Raw genomic sequence first — 25,346 nt, 5'->3', positions numbered from 1 at the left:
GCGGGTCCTCAGTTCGACGCCGGAGAGGCGGCCGGCGCCGGCGTCGCGGGCGCCGTGGCCGGGGTGGGCTTGTCGAAGCTCACCGACGGCGGCGCGGAGATCGCGGCCTCGTTCTGCACCGTGAAGTTGGGCTTGACCTCGTAGCCGAAGACCTTGGCCGTCAGGTTGGTCGGGAAGCGGCGCGTCAGCACGTTGTACTCCTGCACCGACTTGATGTAGCGGTTGCGGGCGACGGTGATGCGGTTCTCGGTGCCCTCGAGCTGCACGCGCAGGTCGCGGAAGCCCTGGTTGGCCTGCAGCTGCGGATACCGCTCGCTGACCACCATCAGCCGGCTCAGCGCGCCGGAGAGCTCGCCCTGAGCGGCCTGGAACTTCTGCAGCGCGGCCGGGTCGCGCGCCAGCTCGGGCGTGACCTGGATGCTGGTGGCCTTGGCGCGGGCCTCGACGACCTTGGTCAGCGTCTCCTGCTCGAAATCGGCCTCGCCCTTGACCGTGTTGACGATGTTGGGGATGAGGTCGCTGCGGCGCTGGTACTGGCTCAGCACCTCGGACCAACTGGCGTTGACCTGCTCGTCCAGGCTCTGGAACTCGTTGTAGCCGCAGCCGGTCAGCGCCAGGGGCGCCCCGACGATCAGCGTGGCGGCGGCCGCGGCGCGCGCGGCGGCAAGCAAACGGGACGGGGTCGATGTCATTCGCGTAACCTCCTTGTGCGCACCGGCATATCGTGTGCCAGCCGCGGGAATTCAAGAGCAGGGAGCCCCGAGGATAATCGCCCTCCCATGAGCGCCCCCCTTCAGAACGACGTCTTCCTGCGCGCCTGCCTGCGCCAGCCCACCGAATACACCCCCGTCTGGCTGATGCGCCAGGCCGGCCGCTACCTGCCTGAATATCGCGACACCCGCGCCAAAGCTGGCAGCTTCATGGGCCTGGCCACCAACACGGACTACGCGACCGAGGTCACGCTGCAGCCGCTGGAGCGTTACCCGCTCGACGCGGCCATCCTCTTCAGCGACATCCTGACCGTGCCGGACGCGATGGGCCTGGGCCTGTCGTTCGCGCAGGGCGAGGGCCCCAAGTTCGAGAAGGTCGTGCGCGACGAGGCGGCGGTGAACACGCTGGCCGTGCCCGACATGGACAAGCTGCGCTACGTCTTCGACGCGGTGAGCTCGATCCGCCGCGCGCTGAACGGCCGCGTGCCGCTGATCGGCTTCTCCGGCAGCCCGTGGACGCTGGCCTGCTACATGGTGGAGGGCGGCGGCTCTGACGACTATCGCCACGTCAAGAGCCTGATGTACGCGCGCCCGGACCTGATGCACCGCATCCTGTCCATCAACGCCGACGCGGTCGCCGCCTACCTGAACGCGCAGATCGAGGCCGGCGCGCAGGCGGTGATGGTCTTCGACTCCTGGGGCGGCGTGCTGGCCGACGGCCAGTTCCAGCAATTCAGCCTGGCCTACTCGCGCCGCGTGCTGGCGCAGCTCAAGGGCGAGCACGACGGCCGCCGCATCCCCAAGCTGCTGTTCACCAAGGGCGGCGGCCTGTGGCTGGACGAGATCGCGGCCTCGGGCGCCGACGTCGTCGGCCTGGACTGGACGGTGAACCTGGGCCGCGCCCGCGCGCAGGTTCAGGACCGCGTCGCGCTGCAGGGCAACCTCGATCCGAACGTGCTGTTCGCGCCGCCGGCCGCGGTGCGCGAGCAGGCGCGCGCGGTGCTCGACAGCTTCGGCGCGCCGCGCCGCGCGGATGGCGCCTGGGGCGGCCATGTGTTCAACCTCGGCCATGGCATCAGCCAGTTCACGCCGCCGGAAAGCGTGGCCGAACTGGTCGACGAAGTGCATCGGCACTCGCGCCGGCTGCGGGGTGACGAGGCCTAGTTATCCCCAAATCCGTGCATGTCACCCAAACGCAGCACACGCGTTGGCTTGCAGCTAGGGCTTTCCCCGATGGGCGTGTAAGTCGTTGATTCCAAAGGGGAGGGAGTGTTTCCCCGGAATTTGACGCCGACAGGCGCTCGCGGCGGCAATCGCATCGGCCTCGAAAATCCCGGGGCGTTTCCCACAAAGTTATCCACAGGCTCTCGACCCCGTTGTGAACACCGTTGGAAATCAGGCACTTGGCGCGTTTTCCTCATGGCCGATGGAGGCCGTCCGGGACGCGGTGGCGCTGGGCGAACGCCCCAGAGGGCGAGCCCGATGAGCGAGGCGCCGGCCCCACGCCGCGTGCGGGTCGCCGTGGAGGCGCCCCAGCACAGCGGGCTGACCGGACCGCTGGACTACCTCGGCCCGCAAGACTTGACCCCGGGCACCCTGGTGCATGTGACGCTGGGCCGCCGGGACGTGATGGGGCTGGTGTGGGACGACCTGCCGGACGGCGTGGACCTGCCCGAGGACGAGCGCCTGCCCGAATCCGAGCTGCGACCGGTGGGCGAGGCGCTCGATGCGCTGCCGCCGCTGTCCGACCGCTGGCGGCGGCTGGTGGAGTTCGCCGCGAGCTACTACCAGCGCAGCGTCGGCGAACTGGCGCTGGCGGTGCTGCCGCCCCAGCTGCGGGACCTGGACGCCAAGCAGCTGCAGGCGCGGCTGAAGAAGCTGGACAAGGCCGACGCGGCGGCCGCGGCGCAGGCGGCCGACACGCCGGATACGCCGGATACGCCGGCCACGCCCGCTGACCGGCCCGCGCTGACCGCGCAGCAGCAGGCGGCGCTCGACGCCGTCCTGGAGCTGGCCGCTCGCGAGGCGCCACCACCCGCGCTGCTCTGGGGCCTGACCGGCAGCGGCAAGACCGAGATCTACCTGCGCGCCGCCGAGGCCGCCCTGGAGCGCGGCCAGCAGGTGCTGGTGCTGGTGCCGGAGATCAACCTGACGCCGCAACTCGAGGCGCGCTTCGCCGAGCGCTTCGCCGGCCACGCGATCGTGTCGCTGCACAGCGGGCTCACGCCGGCGCAGCGCCTGCGCCACTGGCTCGCGGCGCACCTGGGTCGCGCGCAGCTGGTGCTGGGCACGCGGCTGGCGGTCTTCGCGTCGATGCCGCGGCTCGGATTGATCGTGGTCGACGAGGAACACGACCCGTCCTACAAGCAGCAGGACGGCGCGCGCTACTCGGCGCGGGACCTGGCGGTCTATCGCGGCCACCTGGAGAAGGTCCCGGTGCTGCTGGGCTCGGCGACGCCCTCGCTGGAGAGCTGGCAGCACGCGCTGGGCGGTCGTTATCGGCGTATCGACCTGACCGAACGCATCGGCGGCGGCGCGCTGCCGCGGGTGCGGCTGTTCGACATGAACCGGCTCGAGCGCAAGAAGGGCGTCACCACGACGCTGTCGGTGCCGCTGCTGGACGCGCTGCGCAAGCGGCTCGACCGCGGCGAGCAGAGCCTGGTGTTCCTGAACCGCCGCGGCTACGCGCCGGTATTGCATTGCGACCAGTGCAACTGGAAGAGCGACTGCCCGCATTGCAGCGCGCACCAGGTCTTCCACAAGGAGGACCGCACGCTGCGCTGCCACCATTGCGGCGTGTCGGCGCGCGTGCCGCGGGCCTGTCCGTCCTGCGGCAATCCGGACATCGCGCCACTGGGCCGCGGGACCGAGCGCCTGGAGGAGCAACTCGCGCAGGCGCTGCCCGGCGCGCGCGTGGCGCGCATCGATGCCGACACCACCAAGCTCAAGGGCAGCCTCGAATCGCAGCTCGCGGCCGTGCATGAGGGCGATGTCGACATCCTGGTGGGCACGCAGATGGTCGCCAAGGGACACGACTTCCGCCGCATCACGCTGGTCGCGGCGGTGAATCCGGACGGCGCGCTGTTCAGCAGCGATTTCCGCGCGCCGGAGCGGCTGTTCTCGCTGCTGATGCAGGCGGGCGGACGCGCGGGCCGCGACGCGGCGCAGGCCGCCGCCAGCGAGATGTGGGTGCAGACCTGGTATCCCGAGCACGCGCTCTACCAGTCGCTGCAGAAGCACGACTACGAGGCCTTCGCGTCCAGCCAGCTGCATGAGCGCATGTCGGCCAACCTGCCGCCGTTCGCGCACCTGGCGCTGGTGCGCGCGGAGGGCCGCAGCGTCGAGGCCGCGCGCGACTTCCTGACCGCGGCGCAGGAGGCGGCGCAGGCGCTGCCCTTGTCGCTCGGCTTGCTGCTGTATCCGCCGGTGCCGATGGCGGTGGCGCGGGTCGCGGACAGCGAGCGCTTCCAGATGCTGATCGAGGCCGGCAGCCGCGCGCAGCTGCAGCGCTTCCTGCGCGCCTGGCTGCCGGAGCTGCACGCGCTCAAGCGCCGTCAGAAGGGGCTGACGCGCTGGGCGGTGGACGTCGATCCGCTGGCGATCTGAGGCGCCAGCAGACGCCGTCTCACAGCAGGCGCGCGAGCGCCTCCTCCAGCACCGGCCACGCGGCGCGCACCGCGGCCAGCGCGTCCTCCGAGCCGGTGGCGGCGTCCTGCGCGTCCTGCTCGAGCTGGCGCGCCACTTCGGCGGCATCGGCATGGCCGAGCGTCAGCAGCACGCTCTTGAGGCTGTGCGCGAGGTGGCGCAGCTTCACATGCTCGCCCCGTTCGCAGGCGCTGCGACCGCTGGCGATGTCGAGCGGGAACTGCATCCGGCAGCGCGCCAGGAAGGCTTGGTACAGCGCGGCGTTGCCGCCGAAGTACTGCTCAATGGCGGCCTGGTGGATCGACGGCATTGCCGCCGGCGGCGACGCGGCGTCGCGCAGGCCGTCCAGGCACGATTGCAGGTCCGCCAGCGAGCAGGGCTTGGACAGGAAACGCGTCACGCCCAGCGCCTCGAGCTGCTCGCGCACCGTCGGATTCAGGCCGGCGCTGAACACGGCCAGCCGCGCCTTGCCGCGCAGTTCGGGCCGCTGCTTGAGCGTCTGCAGCAGGTCCAGCCCGTGACGGCCGGGCAGCATCAGGTCGCTGATGACGAGGTCGAAACTCTGCGTCGCGAGCGCCAGCAGCGCCTCGTCGACCGAGATGCAGGCCTGCAGGCGCACCTCGTCGTCCTCCAGCGCCATCGAGACGAAGCGCTGCAGCGTGGTGTCGTCCTCCACGAGGAGGACCCGGATGCGGGACGCCATGCTCAGCCGGCGAACTGCGGCTGACGGGCCCGGATGCGCTGGACCGCCGCGGCGAGCAGCGGCGGCAGGTCGGTGACGAGCCGCGGCTTGTGCACCAGCGGCAGACCGGCGAGCGCGAACGCGTAGGGCGAGCGCTGCTGTTCGTCCAGCGCGGTGACGAAGATCAGTTCGCTGCTGGCGAATTGCGGCTGCGAGCGCAGGCTGGTCACCAGCGCCGCGCCGTCGATGCCGGGCAGCAGGATGTCGACCAGCAGGATTTCCGGCTGCAGCTGCCCGTACATCACCAGGCCGCCGATGCCGTCGTTGGCCGTGTGCAGGTCGAGGTCGGGGAACTCCTGCTGCGCGAGCAGCATCACCAGGTTCTGGTAATGGACCGAGTCCTCGATCAGCAGTGCCTTCAGCCGCTGCGGCGCGCCGTCGGCGGGCGCCAGCTCGGCGGGTTTGGTGGGCGCGAGGCCCCGGCCGGTGAGCCAGGCGTCGAGCGAGGCCCGCAGGATGCGCCGGTGGCCGCCCGGCGTGCGCCAGGCCTGCAGCTCCCCGCGATCGACCATCAGCTGCACCGACCGGACCGCCATGCCGAGGCGCTGCGCGACTTCGCGCGTGCTGAAGTCCTCTTGCATGTCGTCGGGGGTCCGGGCAATGGCAGTCATGAGTCGATTTTGCCGAATTTCCTAAAGTTTTAGGTGGGCAATATCCCCATTTATAAGCGATAAAACTGATAGTCGATGTGACATCCGTGGGAGATCGGGGCTTCCCTTGCGGTCCGGTGGGGCGAACTCTGGTGCAATCCGGGTCCGAGGAGATGCGATGACGATGCGAAGGACCGGACAGGCCATGGCGGGCCGGCTGGCCGCGATGACGGCAGCCTTGTGGCTGCTCGCGTTCGCGCCGGCCGCAAGCAGCGCCCCGAAGGACGCCGCGCCGACCGCTCTGCCGGCGGCGGGCAGCACGCTGCAGCGCATCCAGGCCAGCGGCGTGCTGCGGGTCTGCATCTGGCCCGACTACTACGGCATCACCTACCGCCATCCTCGCGACGAGACGCTCAGCGGCCTGGACATCGACCTCTCCAACGAGCTCGCCAAGGACCTGGGCGTGCGCCTGCGCTATGTCGAATCCTCCTTCCAGCGCCTGATCCCCGATCTCGAAGGCGACCGCTGCGACGTGGCGATGTTCGCGGTGGCCGTGGTGCCGCAGCGCAAGGCGGCGCTCGCCTTCACCCAGCCCTACCTGCAGAGCGACATCTACGCGATCGCGAGCCGCGCGAGCCGCGTCGTCAAGCGCTGGGAGGACATCGACCAGAGCGGGGTGGTGGTCGCCGTGCAGGCGGGCACCTCGATGGAACCGGTGATGCGCGAGGCGCTCAAGCGCGCGCGGCTGCTGGTCGTGCAGCCGCCGGCGACGCGCGAGCGCGAACTGGAATCCGGCCGCGCCGATGTCTTCATGACCGACTACCCCTACAGCCGGCGGCTGCTCGACAACGCCGACTGGGCGCACCTGATCGCGCCGCCCAAGCCCTTTCACGTCCTGCCGTATGCCTACGCCATCCGGCGCGGCGATGCGGCCTGGCTGGCGCGCCTGGACGAGTTCGTCGCGCGCATCAAGCGCGACGGCCGGCTGCGCGCCGCGGCCGAGCGCCACGGGCTGGGCGCGATCGTGGTCCCCTGAGGCGGAGTCGCGACGATGCTCGGTCCGGCCGTCCGATCCCTCCAGCGCCTGCGCCGCGCGGCGCTGTGGGCCGGCGTCGTCGTGGCGGCGGGCACGCTGGCCGGTCTGATCGGCCCGGCCTGGGTCGGTCGCCAGGAGGCGATCGACGAGGCCCGCGCCCGCGGCGCGCTGCTGGCGCAGGTGCTGGAGAGCGACGCGAGCCGCACCATCGAGACCGCGTCGCTGTCCCTGCACGCGATCGGGGATGGGCTGACGCGATCGATCGCCGATCCGCATGAGGCCGAGCACCTGGAAGCGCATTTCAGCCATGTGCTGGTGGGCTTGCCGTTCATCCGCAGCGTGTCGCTGCTGGACACCCGCGGGAAGGTGCTGATCAGCACGAATGCCGATGAAATCGGCCTGGAAGTGCCGCTGGACGACTTCGGCCGGCTGCCCGGTCCGGACCGCGACATGCTGATGCCGCTGCGACCGGGGCGCGGCCTCGCGGACCTGGCCCGGGGACGACCGCCGCGCAGTTCGCCGGTGGGAATGCTGCCGCTGCTGCTGCAACTGCCGGCGTCGCCGGACACGCCCGCGAGCGGCGCGTCCACGGCGGCCGGCGTCGCGCCCGGTGCGCGCGAGCGGGAGCCGCGCTGGCTGCTGGCGCTGATCAATCCGGATGCGCTGACGCAGGTCCAGCAGCGCGCGCTGCCCACCGGGCGCAGCGCCGCCTGGCTCGCGTCGACGGACGGCCAGCTGCTTGCCGCGATGGAGACGCTGCACCAACTGCCCGGCCAGCGGCTGGACGGCCACCCGGCGTTCGACGCCCTGCGTCGCGGGCGCGAGCACGGCACCTACATCGGCGCCGGCGCCTTGCCGGGCGAGGTCGTCGTGGCCTATCGCGCGGCGCCGCGGCGCTCGCTGATGGTGGGGGTGGAGCAGTCGGTCGAGGAGGTGCTCGCGCGCTGGCACGCCGGCCTGCGCTGGCTGATGCTGATCGGCGCCCTGGCGCTGGCCCTGATCACCTTGGCGACGGTCACCGTGCGGCGCAGCCTGCAGGCGCGGGCGGAGGCGATGGAAGCGCTGGAGGGCGCGCATGTGCAGCTCGCCGACCGCGAGCGCGACATGCGCGTGCTGCTCAAGAGCGTGCAGGAGGTGATCTTCCGGACCAATCCGTTGGGCACGCTGACCTTCGTGAACGCGCGCTGGACGACGCTGCATCGCGGGCGTCCGGACGAGGCCGTCGGCCGCCGGCTGGCCGACCTCGCCGAGCCGGCCGACCGCGAGGCGGTGGCCGGGCTCTTCGGCGGCGACGAGGGCGTGCGCAGCGTCGAGGCCACGATCCGCAATGGCGAGGGCTCGCCGCGTCGCTACCAGATCGCGACGGTGCCGCTGCGCCGCGACGGGGAGCTGCTCGGCTACGCCGGCAGCGCCGTCGACATCACCGAACGCGCGGCCGCCGAGCGGCTCACCCGCCAGGCGCGCGACGCGGCGGAGGAGGCCTCGCGCACCAAGACCGAGTTCCTCGCCAACATCAGCCACGAGCTGCGCACGCCCTTGCAATCCATCCTCGGCTTCTCCGAACTGGGCATGGCGCGCAGCGGCGGCCAGGAGCGGTTGCATGCGATGTTCTCGGACATCCACGGCTCCGGCCAGCGCATGCTGGCCTTGGTCAACGACCTGCTGGACGCGTCCAAGCTCGACGCCGTCGGCGCGCTGGAACTCCGCGCGCAGGACCTGCGCGAGCCGGTGGGCGCGGTGATGCGGGAGCTCGCGCCCTTGACCGCCAAGCGCCAGCTCACGCTGGCCGCCGAGTTGCCCGAGCCGATGCCCGCGAGCGTCGACCCGCTGCGCTTCCAGCAGGCGGTGCGCAACGTGCTGGCCAACGCGATCAAGTTCGCGCCGCAGGGCGGCACCATCGAGCTGCGCGGGCAACGGCGGTCCGACGGCGCGTTGCACCTGTGCGTCGCCGACCGCGGGCCGGGCATCCCGGTCGATGAGCTGGAGCGCATCTTCGATCCCTTCGTCCAGTCGAGCACGACCAAGGACGGCTCCGGCGGCACCGGCCTGGGCCTGCCGATCAGCCGGCGCATCGTCGAGATGCATGGCGGCCAGCTGTACGCGGCCAACCGCGAAGGCGGCGGGGCCGAATTCCACCTGATCCTGCCCGCCACGGATTCGATGACGCCCGGCGACGGCGCGCTGGCCGCCGACTGAGCCGCCGACCGGGCCGCCGCTGTCCCCTGATCGAGGCCGCCCGCGCGCGGCGCGGCGCCGTCCGACAGCGCCGTCCGGCGCGCTGTGCCATCCTTGCGCATCGTTGGAGCCGGCACACCGGCGACAGGAGCGCACCATGAAGTGGGAAGGACAACGCGAGAGCGACAACGTCGAGGACGCGCGAGGTGGCGGCGGAGGTGGCGGAGGCGGCTTCCCGATGCTCGGCGGACGCGGCATCGGCATCGGCGGCATCGTCATCGCCCTGCTCGCCTCCTGGGCCTTCGGCATCAACCCGCTGACCGTGCTCAGCGCGCTCGACGGCAGCACCGTCCAGACCGGCGGCGAGCAACGGCCCGTCGCACCCAGCCATCCCCAGGACACGCCCGCCAAATTCGTCAGCGTCGTGCTGGCCGACACCGAAGACGTCTGGAACAAACTCTTCCAGGCCGGCGGCAAGACCTACGAAGCCCCCAAGCTCCGCCTCTTCGAAGGCACCCAGCCCACCGCCTGCGGCATGGGCCAGGCCGCCATGGGCCCGTTCTACTGCCCCGGCGACAGCAAGGTCTACATCGACCTCAGCTTCTACCAAACCCTGCGCGAGCGCCTCGGCGCGCCCGGCGACTTCGCCCAGGCCTACGTGATCGCCCACGAGGTCGGCCATCACGTCCAACATCAACTCGGCATCACCCAGAAAGTCGAAGCCGCCAGACGCCGTCAGTCCGAACAGGCCGCCAACGCCACCAGCGTTCGCGTCGAGCTCCAGGCCGACTGCTTCGCCGGGGTCTGGGCCCATCACTCCCAACAAAGCAAAGGCTGGCTGGAGGCCGGTGATATCGACGAAGCGCTCAATGCAGCCGCCAAGATCGGCGACGACACGCTTCAACGCAACGCGGGGCGCGCCGTCGTGCCAGAAAGCTTCACCCACGGCACCAGCGAACAACGCCAGCGGTGGTTCAAGCGAGGCATGGCACAGGGGGACCTCAGAGACTGCGATACCTTCTCGGCGCGGCAGATCTGAGATCGCGGGTTGCGGTGGGAGGTCGAGCGCACGCGCTTGGCCGAGGCCGCCGGCGAAGCCGAAGCTCAGGGCGCCAACTCGCTCCGCTCACCTTCGGCTCGCTCCGCTCAAACAGACGGCGCCCCAGTCAGTTGACGAAGCTTCGGCTTCGCCGGCGGCCTCGGCCAAGCACGTCAATCGAGTCGCTCATTGCGACGATTGCTGGGGCGTGGCGGGGGCGGAGCCCGGGGCAGGGCGCGGACGCGCCTCGGCTCGGGGATCGCCGACGCAACCCCTCAACCATTGACTCATCTCCCATTGCACTTGGCCAGCGGACTCGCGCGAGCTGTAGCCGTGCGCCTCGAAAGGCAGCAAGACATAGCGGGCCGTGCCGCCCAGGCCCGCCAAGGCCTGGTACAGACGCTCGCTCTGCATCGGGAACGTGCCCGAGTTGTTGTCCGCCTCACCATGGATCAGCAACAGCGGATCCTTGATCTGGTTCGCGAAAAGGAAGGGCGACAGCTTCAGGTAGACATCCTTCGCATCCCACAACGATCGGCGCTCGCTCTGGAATCCAAACGGCGTCAGCGTGCGGTTGTAGGCCCCACTTCGCGCAATGCCACAACGGAACAGCTTCGTGTGCGCCAGCAGGTTCACCGCCATGAAGGCGCCGTAGCTGTGACCCCCGATCGCCACGCGCCTCGGGTCCACCACGCCCAGATCCTCCGCCTTGTCCACGATCGCCCGCGCATTCGCAGTGACCTGCTCGATGAAGCTGTCGTTCATGTTCCGCGAGTCACCCACCACCGGCATCGTCGCGTCCATCAGCACCACATACCCATCCATCAGCAGGTTCAACGGACTGATGCCCGAGAAACTCATGTACCGGCCCGGCGATCCGCTCAACTGACCCGCGATCGCCGCATCGTTGAACTCCAGCGGATACGCCCACACCAGCGCCGGCCGCTTCTCACCCTCCTTGAGATCCGGCGGCAGGTACATCCAGAACGACAGCTCGACGCCGTCGTTGCGCTTGAAACTCACCAGCTCGCGCCGCACCGCCTTGAGCTGCGGCGCCGGATCCTTGATCCGCGTCAGCGGCGTGACCTTGCCGTTCTCCCGCAGGCTCAGGTTGGGCGGCTCATGCTCGGTCTCGCGCTGCGTCACCAGCCGCCGGTCCTCCAGCAGCGCCACCGGCTGCTCGTACACCCCCTCGGCCGACTGGAACAGCCGCTGCACGCTCAGGTCGCGCAGCGACAGCTTGTCGAGGAAAGGCCGGTCGCCCTTGGGACTCGCGCCCTGGCCCGACAGCAGCAGGTCGCCATTGAGCGTCTGCGCGACCTGGTGACCATTGGCCAGCGTCCGCATGAAGGGGAAGCCCGGGTGCCGGTAGCGCTCGCGCACCGAGTGCTCGAACAAGGGCCGGCTCTGCTTGCCGTTGAGCGGTAGCAGGTAGGTCCGTGACCAGCCGCGGCTGCGGTCCTCCTCCGTCAGCAGCCCATGCACGCCGTCGTCCAGGAAACGCAGCCGCGTGAAGCGGTAAGGCATGCGTTGCACCTCGAAGGGCTCGCCGGTGTAGGGCGGGTCCAGCCGCATGACGCGGTCGCGGAAGGCGGCGCGGTTGGCGGGGTTCCCGCCGTCGAGCGCCTCCACCCAGTAGATCGCCGCGTCCTTGCTCGGTGACGGATAGAAGACCCGCGGGCCGGGCAACGCGCCGTCGATGGCCACGCCCTGCTTGAGCGGCATCTTGGCCAGCTCGCGGATGACTTTGCCGTCGCGCTGGCGCACCTCCACGACGGTGGGGAAGTCGTCGAAGGTGAGCGCGTAGCTGAACGGGCGCACCAGCCGCTCCGTCAGCAGCGCCTGGCCGTTGCCGACGCTGGACACGCTGGTGAACAGGCCCGGCGTGCCGATGTCGCGGCTCTGGCCGCTGGCGATGTCGATCAGCGTCAGCTGCGCGCGCGCGAAGTACTCGAACAGGTCTTCGTCGCGCGGGTTGCGCAGCAGGTCCGGATAGGTGCGCTCGGGCGACGCCTTGCCGTGCGTTTCCTGGATCGCCGGGCCGGTCTGCGGCCGGTTGGGCACGGGGCCGCGATCGTCGGGAATGGTGAGCACCACCGCCTCGCGCGGATTCAGCCAGGCGATGTCGTCCGCATCGATGGCGTTGTTGAGCCGCACGTTGTAGATGCGCCAGAGCTGGCCGTTGGACGTCGCCCCGCCCCAGAGCTCTTCGCCGGTGTCCGTGCGCCTGGACAGCAGGAAGCGTTGCCCGTCCGGCGCCCAGACGAAGTTGTGCCAGGTGCCGCCGGCCGGCAGCTCGACCTCGCGCTCGGCCGCCTCGGGATCGAGCAGCGAGCGCAGTCGCACCCGCTGCACCGCGACCAGGTTCTGCTGGCTCGCATTGCGGGGATCGAAGCGGGCGCCGGCCAGCCGCAGCCCGGGGCGGGCCAGCTCTTCCAGCGGCGTGTAGCGGCGTTGCTCGACCAGCGCCAGCGATTGCCGGTCCGGCGAGGGCAGCAGCCGCGGCAGGGCCGGCGTGTCCAGCAGCTCGCGGATCGCCGGCGACGGCTGCTTGTACGGGGAGGGCGCCGCGCCGGCCCGGCCGGGCAGGAGGGCCGCCAGCAGCGTGAGGGCGACGAAGGTCGCGAGGGCGCCGACGGGCGGGCGGATCAGGCCGACAGAGGGGACGCGGGAGGGCATGGGGCCGAAGTATCGCTGCGCTAGGATTCGCGCCCATGATCGAGCCGCCCAACCCGCACGCGCCGGAATCCCGCGCCCCGCACGATCCGTCCGCCGCCAGAGGCGGCCGGGCGGTCGCGGCGCTGCCGGCGGTCGGCGAGCGCCTGGGCGTCTGGCGCGTCGCCGCCGAGCTGTTCGAATGCGCCTCCGGCTTCTGGTTCCGCGTCGAGCACGGCAAGGCCGCGGCCCAGACCGGCCTGGCGCTGGTCTATCGCCATGAGGTCGATGCGCAGGCCGTGCTGATGCGCTTTGCCGAGGACTCCGAGTCCCTGTCGCGCTTCCAGCATCCCGCCTACGGCGCGCCGCTGGACAGCGGGCTGAGCCCCACCGGGCTGCCCTACCTCGTCGTGCCGGCGATGGAGGGCGCGCCGCTGATGCGCGTGGCGATGGCGCTGCCGCTCAAGCGCCGGATGCAGCTGCTGCTGGACCTCGTTGACCTGCTGGAAGCCGCCCATGCGCAGGGGCTGGTGCTGCACGAGCTCGACCCGGGCACCTTGTGGCTGAGCCCGGCGCAGCAGCTGCACTGGCTGGGCCAGGGCCTGGCCCCGCGCGACAGCCAGGCCCCCGCCGCGCTGGTGCGCGCCGCCGAGCCGCTCGCGAACGCGCGCCAGCGCGCGGGCGGGCGCCCGGACGCCAACAGCGAGGCCCACACCCTGGGCCGTCTGCTGGGGCTGCTGGTCAACGGCCGGCTGCCGCGTCGCGACGCGACTGAAGAGGGATTCGAGGAGGAGCCCGAACCGGGCGCGACGCCGGTCGCCTCGCTGCAGTCCTGGCTGTCGCTGACCGCCGCGCAGCGCGAGAGCCTGGACCAGTTGCTGGACCGCGCCATGATGGACGGCCGCTCCTTCACCGACCGTCAGCTGCTGGCGCAGGCCGTCCGCGACTGGATCGAGGCCGAGCCCGCGCCGGCGACGCGATCCGCCCCCACCGGCGCGCCGGCGTCCGCGCCGATGCCGCTGCTGCCGTCGCCTCCGCCGCTGGACCACGAGGCCGACGAGCGCCCCCGGGCGCCCGCCGCGTCGCTCGCGGAACGGCTGGCCGGCATCGCGCTGGTGCTGGCGCTGGCCGCGGTCGTCGCCTGGCTGCTGCTGCGCGCGGGTTGAGGGCGAGTTGAGTCCCGGGGGCGCCCGGGGTGAGCGCTGGAGAGGCGCGGTTGGGACGCCGGCTGAGCGCGTGCGCCCGGAGCAGCCCAGCTGGATGACGGATTGACGACCTCGATGAGCTAGTCATCTCACGCATCCCGCTGTCGGGGGTATCGGAACACCCTGGCGAATCGACTACTTCGCGAGGCCAGTCGCCATCGATGAGTCACAAGCGCCCGAGTTCAGGCGAATTGTTTGGGCGCGGGCGTCTTCCTACGATCCATCTCCTGTCGCCATGGATGGTGACGCGAGGAGATGCGCGTGAGTTTCGAAATTCGGTCGATGTCGGTCGCCGACTGGCGGACCTGCTGGCGGGACGCGGTGACCGACCCCGAATGCTCCCCCTGGCTGCGCGGTGTGCTGGAGAGCTGCATCGACGGGAAGAACGCGCACTGGATCCGGCTGTCCGAGCGCTGGGCCGTGGACGGCGCCACCGGCGACTACCTGGTCCGGCTGCCCTCGCTGATCGGGCGGCAGATCTCGGACCAGTTCTGCGCCCGCGTCGGCGAGCGGCTCTACGGACTCTGCGGCCTGGGGGTGGGCGAGTCGAAGGTGTTCTTCGCGGGCGGCTCCTCGCCGTCCTACGAGGCCATGGCGCAGGTCCACGCGGTGCTGTCCGCGGCCTTCGCGGTGCACGGCTCGTATGCGGAGGACATCGGGCGCGATCCGATCCGCGAGCCGGTGTTCATTCCCGGCGCGCTGATGCCCGAGAACCTCGCCGCCGAAACCCGCGGTTCCTGAGGCCGCAACCCCGTGTCGCGGGGCTGTCCCGCGCGGACCGGGCGCCTATCATCGGCGCTCACATGGACGCCCTCCGCCGCCAACTGCTCCGCCATGCCGCGCTCGGCGCCGCGACCCTCGCCGGGTCGGGGGCCGTCCGGGCCGAGCCCCTGGCGAGTGGCAGCCCAACGGGCAACGCCGCATCGGGCCGGCCGCGATCGGGCCTCGTGCGGATCGTGGGCACCACCTTCGCCCGGCTCTTCGAACCCGGCGCGGACGGCGCCAAGCCGTTCGGCCTGGCGGTGGACCTGCTCGACGCGATCCTGATCCCCGCCGGCCACACGCCGCGCTACGAGTTCTATCCCTGGCTGCGGGCGCAGTCGATGATCGAGCACGGCCCGGCGCAGGTCCTGGTCGGCCCCTACCGGACCCCGGAGCGCGAGCGGCTGATGCGTTTCTCGCGCCAGGCCTTCTACGAGGACGCGCTGGTCTTCTACGCGCGCCGGCGCGAGGAGGGCCTGTGGTGGGGCGACTTCCAGGCACTGCAGCGCCTGCGCATCGGCGCGGTGCAGGGCTGGGTCTACGGCGAGCGCTTCGAGCAGTCGCGCGCGGCGCTCAGCGTCACCGTCGTGCGCGACCTGGCCACCGCGCTGCGCATGCTGCAAGTGGGCCGGCTGGACCTGATCGCCGCCAACCAGCGCAACTCGGAGCCGGTGATCCAGGAACTGGGCCTGGGCGAGCAGGTCGCCCTCTGCGCCCCGCCGTTCGCGCAGCTCAAGGGGCACTTCGCCTTCAGTCGCGAGCCGGCGGGCGAGTCCTGGCTCGCGCTGGTCGACGCCGGCATGCAGCGCCTGCGCGCCAGCGGCGAGCTGCAGCAGATGGCAGCGCGACGCGGCGTCGCGCTGCCCGAGTGAGCGGCGCGCGCCGCCTGCTCAGCTCAGGAGCAGCAGCGCCAGGCCGATGGCGGCCGGCAGCGCCTGGATGAAGAGGATCTTGCGGCTGGCCGTCGCGGCGCCGTAGAGCCCGGCCACCAGCACGCAGGCCAGGAAGAAGACCTTCACCGGACCGCCCGCGGCGCCCAGCACCAGCCCCCAGATCAGACCCGCGGCCAGGAAGCCGTTGTAGAGGCCCTGGTTGGCGGCCAGCACCTTGCTGGCCTGGGCGAATTCGGGCGTCAGCCCGAAAGCCTTGCGGCCGGTGGGCGTGGTCCAGAGAAACATCTCCAGCACGAGGATGTAGACGTGGATGAGCGCGACGAGCGCGACGACGATGTTGGCGGCTGTGTTCATGGTTCGCACTTTACGTCCCGCTATCATCCCCGGCCCGCCCGCAGTTCCCTGTCCCGCACGTTCCATGTCCAAGACCACGCTCAATCCGGCCCAGCTCGCGGCCGTGCATCACCTGGCGGGGCCCTGCCTGGTGATCGCGGGCGCGGGGTCGGGCAAGACCAGCGTGATCACGCAGAAGATCGCCAAGCTGATGTCCGAGGGCTACCGGCCGAAGAACATCGCCGCGATCACCTTCACCAACAAGGCGTCGCAGGAGATGCGCGAGCGCGCCCGTCACCTGGTGGGCAACAAGGCGGGCTCGGAGCTGGTGATCTCGACCTTCCACTCGCTGGGCGTGCGCATCCTGCGCGAGGACGGGCGGCACCTCGGGCTCAAGGAGCAGTTCTCGATCATGGACTCGGACGACGTGCTGTCCGTGCTCCGCGACGCGGGCGGCACCACCGACGCGGCGACGGCCAAGTCCTGGCAGTGGACGATCTCGCTCTGGAAGAACCAGAACCTCAGCCCGCAGCAGGCGCTGGCCTACGCCAAGGACGACATGGAGCGCGCGGCCGCCGTCGTCATGCAGCGCTACCAGGAACGGCTGACCGCCTACCAGGCGGTGGACTTCGATGACCTGATCGGCATGCCCCTCAAGCTGCTGCAGACCAACGAGGAAGCGCGCGGCAAGTGGCAGGAGACGCTGCGCTACGTGCTGGTCGACGAGTACCAGGACACCAACGCCGTCCAGTACGAGCTGCTGAAGTGCCTGGTCGGCGAGCGCGCGATGTTCACCGCCGTGGGCGACGACGACCAGTCCATCTACGGCTGGCGCGGCGCCACCATCGAGAACCTCAAGAAGCTGCCGGTCGATTTCCCGCAGCTCAAGGTGATCCCGCTGGAGCAGAACTACCGCTCCACCAGCGCGATCCTGCGCGCGGCCAACAACGTGATCGGCGGCAATCCGAAGCTGTTCCCGAAGACGCTGTGGAGCGAGTTCGGCGAGGGCGACCCCATCACGCTGATCGAGGCCGATGGCGAGGAACACGAGGCCGAGCGCGCCGTCGCGCGCATCCAGTCGATCCGCGCCAACCATCCGACGACGAAGTTCTCCGACTTCGCGATCCTGTACCGCGCCAACCACCAGGCGCGCATCTTCGAGCAGGCGCTGCGCCGCGCCGAGATCCCGTACAAGGTCTCCGGCGGCCAGAGCTTCTTCGACCGCACCGAGATCAAGGACCTGTGCGCCTGGCTGCGGCTGCTCGTCAACCAGGACGACGACCCCGCGTTCCTGCGCGCGGTGACCACGCCCAAGCGCGGCATCGGCCACCAGACGCTGGGTCACCTGAGCGACTTCTCGGCGAAGTGGAAGCTGTCGATGTTCGAGTCGCTGTTCGCCGAGTCGCTCAAGGCGACGCTGTCGAGCAAGGCGCTGCACGGGCTGCATGAATTCGGCCGCTATGTCGTCGACCTGGAGTACCGCGCCCGTCACGCCGTCGGCGGCGAGGAGGGCAAGGCGCTGATGATGGAGTGGCTCAAGGACATCGGCTACGAGCAGTACCTCATCGACCAGGAGGACAACGAGAAGGTGGCGCAGGCCCGCTGGGGCAACGTGCTGGACTTCGTCGACTGGGTCGCCAAACGTTGCGGGGGCGAGATCACCACCGACGGCGGCATCACCACCGAGAGCCCGCGCCAGTCGCTGCTCGACGTGGCGCAGACCATCAGCGTCATCCTGTCGCTGGCCGAGCGCCAGGAGGAGCAGGACCAGGTCGTGCTGACGACGCTGCATGCCTCCAAGGGTCTGGAATGGCCGCACGTGCTGCTGGCCGGCGTCAACGAGGGCCTGCTGCCCTTCAAGGCCGAGAACGAGGACCTCACGCCGCAGCGCGTCGAGGAGGAGCGCCGGCTGATGTACGTCGGCATCACGCGGGCGCGGCGCACGCTGGCGGTGTCCACGCTGCGCCGGCGCAAGAAGAACCGCGAGACGGTGGTGGGCGTGCCCTCGCGCTTCATCGCGGAGATGAAGCTCAACGAGAGCGGCATCAAGGAAGACCCGCGGGAGAAGCTCAAGCGCATGCGCGAGCAACTGGCCGCCAAGGCCGCCGAGACCGCGGCCCGGCAGGCGCAGGCGGCCAAGGACGAGCGCTGAGCAACCCCGGTCACCCGACCCACGGGTGCGGGGGCGCAAGCGCAGGATTCTTACTGGTTCGGGTCATTACGAGGCCCTGTCCGCCTTCCTAGCATCCGGTCCCTCTGCGCCCGCCGAGGAGACCCGATGTCCGCCGCCCCCTTCCCCAAGTCGCGCTTCAGCGACGCGCTGCCGCCCGAGGAGGCCGCCGCCCGCCACCGCCTCATCGGCACGATCGCCGATGAACTGCGCCAGGCCCATTGGCATCCCGCCACGCTGCCGGTGAGCGCGCAGGACCTGGCCGAGGGCGCCGGCGTGGAGGTGCGCGCCCGCGGCGGCGCGCAGGAACCGCTGTACCCGTATCGCGGCCGCCTGCTCTACCTCGACGAACGGCCGGTGATCGAGGTCAACCTGGGCGAGGACGCGGCGCGGCGGCGCATCGTGCTGGCGCACGCGCTGGGCCACCACCTGCTGGGCCACGGACCGGTGCCGCCGGAGACGCTGGTCACGCTGTCCACCTGCTGCCCGCGACGCATCGAGCAGGAGGCCCACCACTTCGCGCTGGACCTGCTGATGCCGGAGGTCGCGATCTACCGGTTGATGGATCACGGCATGCTCAGCGCCCGCAAGCTGGCCAACAAGTTCCAGGTCCCCGAGGCCTCGCTGCATGAACGCATGCAGGCGCTCGACCGCCGGAGCGGCTACCTTTGACCGGCGGTGCGCGTCCATGCCGTCCTCGCTTTCGTCATCGCCGTCGTCATCGTCCTTGCCGTCGCCCCTGCCGGCGACCGACCTGTAAGGTCTGCCATGTCACCGGGTCCAGGGGGATGGACGCCATCGGCAAACGGCAGAATGCGGCCGCATGACCGCCTCCGCCGCCAAGCCCGCCTCCCGGATGGGTGTCGCACTGCCGTTGCTGACCTTGCTCAGCGCGGCCGTCGCCATCCTTGCGCTGTCCCAGCCGCCCGAGCTGCCGCCGGCGCTGGCCTTCGTCTTCAAGCCGCTGACGACCGTCCTCATCCTGCTGTACGCCTGGGGGCGGGGCGCGCAGCAGCCGCGCCTGGCGCGCTGGCTGCGGGCCGGCCTGCTGTGCTCGCTGGCGGGTGACGTCGCCCTGCTCTGGCCGGAGCAGGGTTTCCTGCCCGGGCTGGTGAGCTTCCTCGCGGCGCACGTCTGCTACGTCGTTGGCTTCTGCACCCGCAAGCGGCTGGGCGCGGTGCGCTGGCCTTTCCTGATGTTCGGCCTCATCGCGGCGATGGTGCTGGGGCGGCTCTGGTCCAGCATCCCGGCCGCGCTGCAGGTGCCGGTGGTGGTCTACGTGGTCTGCCTGGCGACCATGGCGGCGCAGGCCTGGGCCTGGTGGCGCGGCAGCGTCGGGCAGTCCGACGAGCCGCTGGCCCGCTGGGCCGCCTGGGGCGGCACGCTGTTCGTGCTGTCCGACGCGATGCTGGCGATCAACAAGTTCGCCGGTCCGCTGGACATGGCCAGCTTCTGGGTGCTCGCCAGCTACTGGCCGGCGCAGTGGTGCATCGCCAGCAGCCTGGGAAGAGCGCGCGCATGAACCTCGTTCTTCCCCGGCGCCTGCCGGCCCTGGCCACGCTGGCGGCGGGCGCCGCCTGCGCCGTCGCCGGGCTGTGGCTCGCGCGTCATTACCCCGTCGAACCGGCCGCCGCAGTCGCGCTGTGGACGGCCCTGGCCGTCGCCAGCTTCTTCGGCTGGCGCGCGCTGCCCTTCCTCGTGCCGGCGCTGGTGCCGGCGATCGGCTTCGCGCCCTGGACCGGCTGGATCACCTTCGAGGAGCTGGACCTGGTCGTGCTTGCCGTGGCGGCGGGCGGTTACGCGGCACTCGCGCTGACGGCACCCGCGCACCAGCCGGTGCCGTGGCGCTACCGCACGCTGCGCTGGCGCGCCGCGGTGCGGGTGCTGATGGCGGTCTTCGCGCTGTCGGCATTCATCGCGGTGTGGCGCGGCTTCGTGCATGCCGGCGGCGTGCAGTCCGGCTTCTGGCAGGGCTTCCAGGAGCCGATGAACAGCCTGCGCGCGGGCAAGAGCTTCTTCCTGGTGCTGCTGTTGCTGCCGCTGTGGCAGAAGGCCTCCGACCTGCGGCCCTCGTCGGTGCAGCGCCTGTCCCGCGCGGCCTGGGTGCTGGTGCTGCTGAGCACCTCGCTGGGCGCGCTGTGGGAGCGCTGGGTCTACACCGGGCTGCTGGACTTCTCGACCGACTACCGGACCACCTCGCTGTTCTGGGAGATGAATGTCGGCGGCGCGTCGCTGGATGGCGCGCTCGCGCTGAGCCTGCCGTTCGCGCTGCTGTGGGCGATGCGGGAGCGTCGCCCGCTGCGCTTCCTCGGCGCGCTGGCGGTGCTGCTGCTGGCCTTCTACGCCTCGCTGACGACCTTCTCGCGCGGCGTCTACCTGGCGGTGCCGCTGGGCATGGCGCTGTGCGCGCTGCTGTGGGCGGTGCAGCGCCGCGAGACCCTGGCGGCGGCGCGGCAGGAAGGATCGTTGCCCGGCAGCCTGGCGGCGACCGGTGGCCCCGTGCCGCTGGGCTGGTCCGCCGGCGTGATCGGGGGCACCGCGCTGGCGGCCTGGGTGCTGTTCGGCGCTGGCGGGTATCGGGCCCTGCTCGCGCTCGCGGGCAGCGTCGCGGTGCTGCTGGCGATGCCGGCCTCGCGCGCCTCCTGGCCGCGCGGACAGCAGCGCGCGCTGCTGGTGCTGTCGCCGTTGCCTGCCCTGCTGCTGGCGCTTGGCGGCGGGCTGCTGATCGACCTCGTGCCCAAGGGCGCCTACCTCATCGACGGCGCCGTGGTGCTGCTGGGCCTGGGACTGGGCTGGCTGTGGCGCGGCGGGCTGACGCAGCCTGCGCAGGCCTTCGCGTTCGCGGTGGTGTGGATGGCCACGCTGGCGGGCGCCGGCCTGGTCGCGGCGCACTGGGGCGGCGGTCGCGGACTGGGGCCGGTCGCGGCGGTGCTGGCCGTGCTGGCGATCGCATGGATCTCGACGCAATGGTCGCCGCGTGTCGGCGCCGACCTGCGCAGCGTCGGCTGGCGCATCCGGGGGCTGGTGTGGACCGGCTGCCTGCTGGCCTGCGCGGTGGTCGCGGCGCTGGGCGGGGGCGCGTACATCGGCCAGCGGATGTCGACCGGGCAGCAGGACTTCGAGGGCCGCCTTGAGCACTGGCGCATCGGCCTGGACCTGCTCAAGACCATGGACGAATGGCTGCTCGGCAAGGGCAGCGGCCGTTTCCCGGCGAGCTTCGCCAATGGCGGCCCCTTCGACGAGCGTGTCGGCGACTACCGGTGGAACCCGGCGCGCGAGGACGGGTTGGCCGTGGGGTTGCCGGGTGCGGAGCCGTCACCGCGACCGACCGTCACGCTGACCAGCGGCCTGCACATGATGGGCAACGGCGAGATGTTCCGGCTCAGCCAGCGCGTGCCGTCGGTGGCGGGCGAGGTGGCCGCGACGGTGACCCTGCGGACCCAGTTCAAGACCCGGCTGCGGGTCGAGGTCTGCGAGAAGTTCCTGCTCTATCCGCTGCGCTGCGTGGACCGCGAGGCGGATGTCGAGCCGCTGGGCGGCGCCTGGCAGCCGGTGCAGCTGAGGCTGGGTCACGTGCCGCCGGACTTCGGCGGATCGATCTGGGCGCCGCGACGGCTGGTGGCCTCGGTCACGCAGAACTGGCGGGGTGGCGTGCTCGAGATCGCGTCGGTGTCGATCGCGGACAGCGTGCATGGACCGCTGCTGCGCAACGGCGACTTCAGCGAGGGCCTGGCGCGCTGGTACTTCACCAGCGACCGCAACCACATGCCGTTCCACATGAAGAGCCTGCCCTTGCATGTGCTGTTCGAGCAGGGCCTGTTCGGCCTGGCGCTATGGAGCAGCCTGCTGGTGACGGTGCTGTGGCGCTGCACCTTCGGTGCGGGTCGCCGCCATCCGCTGTCGCCCGCCGTCGTGGGCGGCCTCTCGGCCTTCGTGATCGTCGGCCTCTTCGACAGCCTGATCGACGCTCCGCGGATTGCGTTCCTCTTCTACGCGCTGATGGCGCTGGGCCTTGGCCTTCGCACGCCTTCACGTCGTCCCGGTGGCCCCGGCGACCTCGATTCGAGCCACGGCCTCGAGACGGTGCAGCCCGACATGGATTCGGACTTTGAGAGTGCCCCGGAGGTCCGCCGTGCGATGAAGGCTGCTGGCGTCAAGCTCAAAGCTCCCTCTCGCTAATTCCCCAGGGATGCCTGCCACGGGTGACGCGGTTGCGAGTCGGGAGCCGGGCTAGGCGCAAACCGCAGCCATAGCAGCGCTATGGCGAGGATTTGCAACACCGCCCGGCTCCCGACTCGCAGCCGCGTCACATGCCTTTGAAGAGGTGGGTGTAGGAGCGGCTCACCTCGAGTTTTTCGTCGAGGCCTCGAACGCCCACGAGCTGGCGGCCGCGGAAGTCGCGGCTGATGCCGTTGATGGCTTTCACGTTGACCAGTGTCGAGCGGTGGATCTGCCAGAACAGTTGCGGGTCGAGTTCCTCGACCAGTTCCTTGATCGGCTTGCGGATCAGCGCCTCGACGGTGGGCGTCTGGACGCGCGTGTACTTCTCGTCGCTGATGAAGAACAGCACGTCCTCCACCGGAATCATCTGAATGGTCTGGCCAACCGACGCCTGAATCCACTGCAGATACTTCGGCGCCTCCCCCGCGTTGTTCACCCGCGCCGACAGCGAGTGCAGCAGCTGCTGCAGCGTGCCGGTGGCCGGGCCTTCGGGTTCGGCCTCGCCGCTGCGCTGGGCCAGACGCTTCTTGATGCGTCCGACGGTGACCTGCAGCCGGTCGCGTTCCGCGGGCTTGAGCACGTAGTCGCAGACGCCCTGCTCGAAGGCCTCGACCGCGTACTGGTCGTAGGCGGTGATGAAGACGATCTCGGGCAGCGCCCACTCGTCGTCGTCGGGCAGCTGCGCGATCTGCTTGGCCGCTTCCACGCCGGTCAGCCCCGGCATGCGGATGTCGAGGAAGACCAGGTCGGGCTTGTGTTCCTTGACCAGCTCGACGGCCTCCAGGCCGTTCTTGGCCTCGGCGACGATCTGGAGCTCGGGCCAGACCTCGGCGATGCGGCTGCGCAGCTGCTCGCGCATCAGTCGTTCATCGTCGGCGAGGACGGCGCGGGGGGCGGAGGTGGTGTCGCTCATGAGGGGCGATGTTAGGGCAGGCGCCGGTCCGCGGACCGGCGGGAAGGAAGGCTCAGGCGTGCAGGGTCGGCTCGGTGGGCGCTTGAGGCATGTTGGGCATGGGGGCCGGGGCGATCGGCGCGGCGGGCGGCGCCATCGGTGCCTTGCGCGGCTTGTCGCGCACCAGCAGCCAGACGACCAGGCCGATCAGGATCAGCGGCGAGCCGACGATCGCGCCCACCCCCACCAGCGCCGCCAGCCCGGCCAGCACCAGCGCGCCGATGATCAGCAGCGGCAGGCCCAGGCCCAGCAGGAGCAGCAGCGGCACGATCAGGCACATCACGCCGATGGCGATGATCAGTCCCAGCCCGGCGCCGAAGGCATCGGCCAGGTCCAGGCTGGTCCAGATGACGTCGTCGCCGTCGATGGTGAGATGCACGCCGGGCACGTCGCCCAGCAGGTGGACCGCGCCCCAGCCGAGCAGCGTCGCCACGCCGACCAGGACGAAACCGAAGATCAACAGGGCCTTGAACAGCGTCTTCATGCGTGTGCTCCTTGTTCCTGCGCGTGGTGGGCGGAGGTCCGGTACGGGACGGTGATGGTGACGATGGTGCCGGAGGGCTGGTTCTCCGCGACGGTCAGGCTGGCCGCCTTGCCGTAGAGCAGCGACAGGCGCTCGCGGATGTTGGCCAGGCCGACGCCGGTGCCGGAGGTCGCGGCCCGGCCGAAGCCCAGACCGGTGTCGGCGACGGTGACCTGCAGCTTGCCGTGGACGATCTCGGCCTTGAGGGTCAGGCTGCCGCCTTCGGCCTTGGGCTCCAGGCCGTGCTTGATGGCGTTCTCGACCAGGCTCTGGATCATCATCGGCGGGAACTCGGCCGAGAGCAGGCCGTCGGGCACGTCGATGCGGGTCTGGAGCCGCTCTTCCATGCGCACCTGCAGGATCTCGAGGTAGGGCCGGATCACCGCCATCTCGCGGCCCAGGTCGCGCACGCCGCCGTTGGCATTGGCCTCGCGCATCGTCGGCATCGAGGCCCGCAGCAGCGCGATCAGGTTCTTCTGCATCTGCGAGGCGCGCGGCGGGTCGGTCTCGATCAGGTGGTCGATGGAGGCCAGCGTGTTGAACAGGAAGTGGGGTTCGACCTGGGCCTGCATCGCGGCCATGCGCGCCTCGACGACCTGGCGGCGCAGCGATTCGGCCTCGGCGGTCTCGGTGGCCTTGGCGGCCTTGACCTCGGCCTGCAGCCGGCCCTTGTAGGTGGCCTTCAGCAGCGCCGAGGCCAGCACCACCAGGATGGCGAGCTTGTCCAGGAAATCGCCCAGGTGGACGGTGCGGTAGCGGGTCTTGCGCGAGGTCTCGCGCTGGGCCTGCTCGAGTTCATCCTTGGCTTCCTCGGCTTCGGCCTTGGCCTGGCGCGCCTCCTCGGCGGCCTCTTCCAGCACGCGCTTGGCGTCGTTGACGGCGGTGCGGACCGCTTCACGCACCGCGTCGCGCTGCTTCTCGTTGGGGATGCGGATGTCGATGGCGGGCAGGTTGGGATCGGTGACCTCGGCCTCGGACGCCCCGCCGCTGGCCGCCGCGCTGGCGGCGCTGAGCGGCTTGCGCGGCACGATGCGCACGCCGCGCTTGTCGATCTGGACTTCGTAGCGCAGGCCCTCGAGGTCCTCGGCCTGGATGCCGCTGGCGGCGGAGGCAGCGTGCTCGGGCTCGGCTTCTTCGCCGGAGCGCTCCGAGCGGGCGGCCCGCTCGGCCTCTGCCGCCTGCTTCTCGGCCTTGGCGGCGGCTTTCTCCGCGGCCTTTTCCGCTGCCTTCTCGCGGTCGCGATCCCGGCGCAGGTCCTTGGGCGGATGGATGGTCTCGGTGGTCTCGACCGGCAACTGCCAGCTGAAGGAGAAGGGCGGCAGGGTCTGGAGGATGTTGGCGCCGATGATCAGCATCACCGACAGCAGCGCGAAGCGCTTCCAGGTGATGGACACCAGCCAACTGCCGTAGCTGTGGAAACCCTGCTCGGCGGCTTTCATGAAGCGCTGCCAGCGTTGGCGCGGGGTGGGGGAGGCGGGAGTCGGCGCGTTCATGGGGGGACCTGTCGTATGGGGCGCACTGTACGCAAGTCCCCTGGGCGCCCGAGGGGCCGGGCGACGCGCCGTGCGGAGGCCGGGATGGACTGCGCCGATCCCCGACAGGCCGGGGCGTCGGCGCGGCGGTCCGGCCCGCTCCAGGCGACCGCCCGCAAACGCGAAAGGCCCGCTTTCGCGGGCCTTCCGGCATCGGGTGTGA

At 70.8% G+C, this 25,346-nt stretch carries 20 protein-coding genes; 12 read left to right on the top strand and 8 right to left on the bottom strand.

Annotated elements, in window-relative coordinates; genetic code table 11:
• Positions 1-8: 8 nt before the first annotated feature.
• Positions 9-692 (bottom strand): LemA family protein, encoded by a 684-nt coding sequence (locus FHT38_RS20925; RefSeq protein WP_183493095.1) that lies wholly within the window; start codon positions 690-692, stop codon positions 9-11.
• A gap of 87 nt (positions 693-779) precedes the next feature.
• Between FHT38_RS20925 and hemE the strand changes: the two genes are divergently transcribed.
• Together hemE and FHT38_RS20915 are read left to right on the top strand one after the other, a co-directional pair.
• Positions 780-1,874 (top strand): uroporphyrinogen decarboxylase, encoded by a 1,095-nt coding sequence (gene hemE / locus FHT38_RS20920; RefSeq protein WP_183493094.1) that lies wholly within the window; start codon positions 780-782, stop codon positions 1,872-1,874.
• A 318-nt stretch (positions 1,875-2,192) separates the two neighbouring features.
• Positions 2,193-4,316 (top strand): primosomal protein N', encoded by a 2,124-nt coding sequence (locus FHT38_RS20915; protein ID WP_183493093.1) that lies wholly within the window; start codon positions 2,193-2,195, stop codon positions 4,314-4,316.
• A 19-nt stretch (positions 4,317-4,335) separates the two neighbouring features.
• Here FHT38_RS20915 and FHT38_RS20910 read toward each other — a convergent pair whose 3' ends face one another.
• Together FHT38_RS20910 and FHT38_RS20905 are read right to left on the bottom strand one after the other, a co-directional pair.
• A complete protein-coding gene (locus FHT38_RS20910) occupies positions 4,336-5,058 on the bottom strand; it encodes a response regulator (protein WP_183493092.1) in 723 nt (240 codons plus the stop codon).
• Between the two features lie 2 nt (positions 5,059-5,060).
• The gene (locus FHT38_RS20905) at positions 5,061-5,708 is read right to left on the bottom strand and encodes a helix-turn-helix domain-containing protein (RefSeq protein ID WP_091728352.1); all 648 of its coding nucleotides are present in this window, start codon (positions 5,706-5,708) and stop codon (positions 5,061-5,063) included.
• A 163-nt stretch (positions 5,709-5,871) separates the two neighbouring features.
• Here FHT38_RS20905 and FHT38_RS20900 point away from each other — a divergent pair, with 163 nt between their 5' ends.
• The 3 genes from FHT38_RS20900 (at position 5,872) to FHT38_RS20890 (ending at position 9,937) form a co-directional block, all read left to right on the top strand.
• Positions 5,872-6,723: an ABC transporter substrate-binding protein gene (locus FHT38_RS20900; protein WP_221213912.1), complete on the top strand. Its 852-nt coding sequence runs from the start codon at positions 5,872-5,874 to the stop codon at positions 6,721-6,723.
• A gap of 15 nt (positions 6,724-6,738) precedes the next feature.
• On the top strand, positions 6,739-8,919 hold the full coding sequence (locus FHT38_RS20895) for an ATP-binding protein (protein WP_183493091.1): 2,181 nt from the start codon (positions 6,739-6,741) through the stop codon (positions 8,917-8,919).
• Positions 8,920-9,055: 136 nt separating this feature from the next.
• Complete coding sequence (locus tag FHT38_RS20890) at positions 9,056-9,937, top strand: neutral zinc metallopeptidase (RefSeq protein WP_183493090.1); 882 nt, start codon at positions 9,056-9,058, stop codon at positions 9,935-9,937.
• Positions 9,938-10,123: 186 nt separating this feature from the next.
• Here the strand turns inward: FHT38_RS20890 and FHT38_RS20885 are convergent, their stop codons facing one another.
• A complete protein-coding gene (locus FHT38_RS20885) occupies positions 10,124-12,616 on the bottom strand; it encodes a S9 family peptidase (RefSeq protein ID WP_183493089.1) in 2,493 nt (830 codons plus the stop codon).
• 35 nt (positions 12,617-12,651) lie between these two features.
• Between FHT38_RS20885 and FHT38_RS20880 the strand changes: the two genes are divergently transcribed.
• The 3 genes from FHT38_RS20880 to FHT38_RS20870 all read left to right on the top strand — a co-directional run bounded on the left by FHT38_RS20880 (position 12,652) and on the right by FHT38_RS20870 (position 15,431).
• Positions 12,652-13,758 (top strand): hypothetical protein, encoded by a 1,107-nt coding sequence (locus tag FHT38_RS20880; RefSeq protein ID WP_183493088.1) that lies wholly within the window; start codon positions 12,652-12,654, stop codon positions 13,756-13,758.
• A 300-nt stretch (positions 13,759-14,058) separates the two neighbouring features.
• Positions 14,059-14,538 (top strand): hypothetical protein, encoded by a 480-nt coding sequence (locus tag FHT38_RS20875; RefSeq protein WP_175538368.1) that lies wholly within the window; start codon positions 14,059-14,061, stop codon positions 14,536-14,538.
• Between the two features lie 215 nt (positions 14,539-14,753).
• The gene (locus tag FHT38_RS20870; protein ID WP_183493087.1) at positions 14,754-15,431 is read left to right on the top strand and encodes an ABC transporter substrate-binding protein; all 678 of its coding nucleotides are present in this window, start codon (positions 14,754-14,756) and stop codon (positions 15,429-15,431) included.
• Between the two features lie 18 nt (positions 15,432-15,449).
• Here the strand turns inward: FHT38_RS20870 and FHT38_RS20865 are convergent, their stop codons facing one another.
• The gene (locus tag FHT38_RS20865; RefSeq protein ID WP_183493086.1) at positions 15,450-15,806 is read right to left on the bottom strand and encodes a DUF1304 domain-containing protein; all 357 of its coding nucleotides are present in this window, start codon (positions 15,804-15,806) and stop codon (positions 15,450-15,452) included.
• Positions 15,807-15,870: 64 nt separating this feature from the next.
• Between FHT38_RS20865 and FHT38_RS20860 the strand changes: the two genes are divergently transcribed.
• From FHT38_RS20860 to FHT38_RS20845, 4 genes are all read left to right on the top strand, one after another.
• Complete coding sequence (locus tag FHT38_RS20860) at positions 15,871-17,937, top strand: ATP-dependent helicase (RefSeq protein ID WP_183493085.1); 2,067 nt, start codon at positions 15,871-15,873, stop codon at positions 17,935-17,937.
• Positions 17,938-18,063: 126 nt separating this feature from the next.
• The gene (locus FHT38_RS20855) at positions 18,064-18,627 is read left to right on the top strand and encodes an ImmA/IrrE family metallo-endopeptidase (RefSeq protein ID WP_091728326.1); all 564 of its coding nucleotides are present in this window, start codon (positions 18,064-18,066) and stop codon (positions 18,625-18,627) included.
• A gap of 151 nt (positions 18,628-18,778) precedes the next feature.
• Positions 18,779-19,477: a lysoplasmalogenase gene (locus tag FHT38_RS20850; RefSeq protein WP_091728324.1), complete on the top strand. Its 699-nt coding sequence runs from the start codon at positions 18,779-18,781 to the stop codon at positions 19,475-19,477.
• Positions 19,474-22,134 carry an O-antigen ligase gene (locus FHT38_RS20845; RefSeq protein ID WP_183493084.1) on the top strand — a complete coding sequence of 887 codons (2,661 nt, stop codon included), beginning with the start codon at positions 19,474-19,476 and terminating at the stop codon, positions 22,132-22,134. Before FHT38_RS20850 ends, FHT38_RS20845 begins: the two co-directional genes overlap by 4 nt.
• A gap of 127 nt (positions 22,135-22,261) precedes the next feature.
• Here FHT38_RS20845 and FHT38_RS20840 read toward each other — a convergent pair whose 3' ends face one another.
• The 3 genes from FHT38_RS20840 to FHT38_RS20830 are packed head-to-tail and all read right to left on the bottom strand — an operon-like array spanning position 22,262 to position 25,144.
• A complete protein-coding gene (locus FHT38_RS20840; RefSeq protein ID WP_183493083.1) occupies positions 22,262-23,089 on the bottom strand; it encodes a LytTR family DNA-binding domain-containing protein in 828 nt (275 codons plus the stop codon).
• Between the two features lie 52 nt (positions 23,090-23,141).
• The gene (locus FHT38_RS20835; RefSeq protein WP_183493082.1) at positions 23,142-23,612 is read right to left on the bottom strand and encodes a hypothetical protein; all 471 of its coding nucleotides are present in this window, start codon (positions 23,610-23,612) and stop codon (positions 23,142-23,144) included.
• A complete protein-coding gene (locus tag FHT38_RS20830; RefSeq protein ID WP_183493081.1) occupies positions 23,609-25,144 on the bottom strand; it encodes a sensor histidine kinase in 1,536 nt (511 codons plus the stop codon). Before FHT38_RS20830 ends, FHT38_RS20835 begins: the two co-directional genes overlap by 4 nt.
• Between the last annotated feature and the right edge of the window lie 202 nt (positions 25,145-25,346).

Source organism: Mitsuaria sp. BK041, from assembly GCF_014193085.1.
Taxonomy (GTDB): domain Bacteria; phylum Pseudomonadota; class Gammaproteobacteria; order Burkholderiales; family Burkholderiaceae_C; genus Roseateles.
Note: the sequence above shows the minus strand (reverse complement) of the source record. Positions and strands in the feature narration are given on the sequence as shown.